Source organism: Ralstonia sp. UBA689, from assembly GCF_002298975.1.
Lineage (GTDB): Bacteria > Pseudomonadota > Gammaproteobacteria > Burkholderiales > Burkholderiaceae > Ralstonia.
Map to the genome: position 1 here is coordinate 1 of NZ_DBMV01000013.1, position 3,273 is coordinate 3,273.

3 protein-coding genes are annotated in these 3,273 nt (G+C 62.7%); all 3 read left to right on the forward strand.

The features are described 5' to 3' along the window. On the forward strand, positions 1–354 hold a 354-nt coding region (locus tag B4F51_RS07080), incomplete at its 5' end, for a hypothetical protein (protein WP_296224388.1). Positions 355–382: 28 nt separating this feature from the next. Next, on the forward strand, positions 383–2,209 hold the full coding sequence (locus B4F51_RS07085) for a T6SS phospholipase effector Tle1-like catalytic domain-containing protein (RefSeq protein WP_296224389.1): 1,827 nt from the start codon (positions 383–385) through the stop codon (positions 2,207–2,209). Next, a complete protein-coding gene (locus B4F51_RS07090) occupies positions 2,206–2,964 on the forward strand; it encodes a hypothetical protein (RefSeq protein ID WP_296224390.1) in 759 nt (252 codons plus the stop codon). Before B4F51_RS07085 ends, B4F51_RS07090 begins: the two co-directional genes overlap by 4 nt. The last annotated feature ends 309 nt before the right edge of the window (positions 2,965–3,273 follow it).

Here is a 3,273-nt window from a genome sequence, read left to right on the forward strand (position 1 = left end):
AAGTACCCAGCGCGCGGTGATGAGCGGCCCTTCGGCGCCGAGCGGGATGTCGACCGGGAAATCGCCAGGAAGCAGTGTGCGTCAGCCCGGGACTCTGCTGCGTGCGAGGACGCGGCAGAGAGACGCAATCTGGACGACCAATGGGCCGACGCGCGCCACTGGCTGCCGGCGTGCGCGGCACCCGGCTTACGTGACGCGCCAAGCTGCGCCCGCCAGGCCGAGTGGCACATGCAGGTGGCGCGCTGGCGCCGGCGCTGCAAGCAGCCGGCGCTTGCGTCCGCACTGGACGAGGAACTGGCGGACTACTTCAAGAAGCAGTGCGCCACGGTCCAGGGCATCCCGGCCGATCAATGAATCCGTCTCCCTCTCAGCGCACCTCACCATGAGCGATTCCATCAGCTATCTGCGCGCCCCGGCGCATCCCCGCACCACGGCCGGCGTGCAGCCGGTTCTGCCGACCGAGCGCTGCCGCGCCGAGAAGTGCGAGTTCCCGATCCACATCGGATTGTTCTTCGATGGCACGCGCAATAACCAGGACTGGGCCGACCCGGAACTGGGCGGTAAGACCCACCTGGCGGCCAAGAAGGACAGCAACGTGGCGCGGCTGTTCCGGGCCTATCCCGATCAGAAAAAGGATGGCTATTACCGCTTCTACATCACCGGCGTCGGCACGCCGTTCGAGCCGATCGGCGAGACGGGTTCGAGCAGCAGGGGCATGGGCTTCGGTGCGGGCGGGGACGGACGCATCGTGTTCGGCCTGCTGAGCGTGCTCAACGCGATGAAGCAATCCATCAGCAACGAGCAGGTCATGATCGGCAAGGAAGCCGTACGGGCGCTGTGCACCTATGCCTGGTTGCCGATGTCGGTCGATACCGAGACCATCGGCAACCATCTGTCGCCCAACGACCAGTGGGCGCTGGACCAAGTGGGGATGAAATACGAGGGTGGGCTGCTCACGAAGGGTGGTCACAGTCACCGGACAAAGTTTCTCAAGCAGCAGCTCGCGCAGCTCGCGCAGCAGATCGCGGCGCAGTCGCACCCCAAGCTCAAGGAGGTGTTCATCGACGTGTTTGGTTTCAGCCGGGGCGCGGCCGAGGCGCGCGTGTTCTGCAACTGGCTGGACGAATGTTTCGAGGGAGACAAGCTTGCCGGGGTGACGGCGCATATCCGCTTCCTGGGTATCTTCGATACGGTGGCGGCGGTGGGCGTGGGGCCAGCCGCGAGCGGCAGCCGTTGGGCCAACGGCCATTCGGATTGGGGCGACGAGAAGAACCTGCGCATTTCGCCGCGCGTGCGCAACTGCGAGCACTATGTGGCAATGCACGAGCAGCGCGAATCGTTCCCGCTGGAGGATGTGAAGGTAGGCGAGTCAATGCCAGCCAACTGCCGGCAGTTTCGTTTCCCCGGCATGCACTCGGATGTGGGTGGCGGTTACCGGCCCAACGAGCAGGGCAAGAGCTTCGGCGACGATGCCAGCAAGCTGTCGCAGATCCCGCTTAACGAGATGTACAACGCGGCCAAGGCGGCGTTGGTGCCGTTGGACATGAAGCTGGCGAAGCCAGATCAAGCCCCGGGTGCCTGGGACCCATTCAACGTTAGCAAAAAGCTGGATGCTGATTACAAAACCTTCCTGCAATTGAACGGTGTGGGCGAACGCGAGGTCGCGGACTGCCTGCTGGATATTCTGGCGTGGCGGTGGGCGCGGCGCACAGACTATGCGGAGCAGGACTTCGTGAACGGGGTGAACGGGGCGAGCGTGGCGGAGCGCAACGCACTGCTGGGGGCGCACCAGGTGTTCTTGCGCGACGCCTATGCGATTCAGGGTGCCCAGAGCCGCCTGCAAGTGGCGAACGATCAGGTCAACGCATACAGAAGTTCGGGCTCCATGTTCAATAGGGCGCTCTCCAAGGCCGAGGATCAGGTGCAGCAGAACCTGGCGAAATGGGAGGACATTGATGCAGTGCAACGGGAGGTGTATCAGGGGCTGCTCAAGCGCAAACCAATGCCGCAGGAGATGGAATTCTTTGCGGCGTACTGCCACGACTCGTATGCGGGTTTCACGCCGTTCGACGTTCCCGTGGTTGGTCATGTCTCGCGCAACGCGCCCTGGGAGGACGGCGGCTATCTGCGCTACCGCACCCGCTTTGCAGGTGACGAACTGCGCATGGCCATGGAGCAGATGGCGAACGCAAGCAGCGCGCAGGCTTGACCGATGAGGTGCCGCGAATGAATCACGATGGACGAAATGTCCCGCCATCGCAAAGAACAGGCCGGTTTCGCAAGATGCTGAGTCGGGAGGGCGACGAGACCTTCGAGCGCATGATGCGCGAGCATGGTGAATGGCGGCACGGCGGCGCGCGGTATTTCCGTGAGCCGCCTGTCTATGTGGTGCTGATCGAGACGGGGCCGGACGGTAGTTGCGAGTTTGCCGTCGAGCGCACACACAATTGCGAAGCGATCCTGGGTTTCCTGTCGCCCGTCGACGCAATGATGGAAGGCATCCTGCGCGCGAAGTCCGGGTTGCGATATTGGGTGCGCTCGGCCCGGGAGCTTGAGCGGCACTATTTTCTGACGCTGGATCAACGCCTGACGCTGATGCTGCATTTGTCCTGGCTCGCCCTGGATCGTCGGCTTCTGATTCGGCCCAGCGGCCTGCCTGGCCGGCTATGTCGTCCAGTAAGCAGGGATGCGAGCCAAGGTATGCCGTTGCGGTTTGAGGTTGATGCCGATTCGCTGGATCAGGTGGACTGGCTATACGAGCAGGCTGGGATGTTTGCCTGGGAGGAGGCGCACCAGGACTACAACTTGGGAGACAAGCAGGTGGCTATTGCGGGGGTGCTGACTTCGCGCGCGACCACAGTTCCACACGTCGGCGGGGCGGGCGTTGACCTTGCCCTTGCCCTGTTCGACCCCGAGGGGTTGCAGTGGCATTTCCTGCCGCAGGCCGTGTCGCAAGAATCGTAAGTCGCGCGACAGATGTTGATTGCGATCCGGCTCCGCGCTCTTCTGGCATCGTCATGTAGCAGCGGCGCAGGCGACCTGATATCAAGAGCGCGAGCAACAAGCGTGTGATTATTGATACGACGGTAATAGAGAAGGCGATCGCGCATCCGACCGATTCACGCCTGCTTGGGCGCTGCCGTGAACATCTGGTGAAGAACAGTGCAAGCGCATGAGGCGCGCTGCGTACCTTGCGCTCGCGGGTGGCAGACCACCAAGCCGAGCGATAGCGAGGAATGTGTTTTGCAATCTTTAAGAATTAAATTGCGTTGA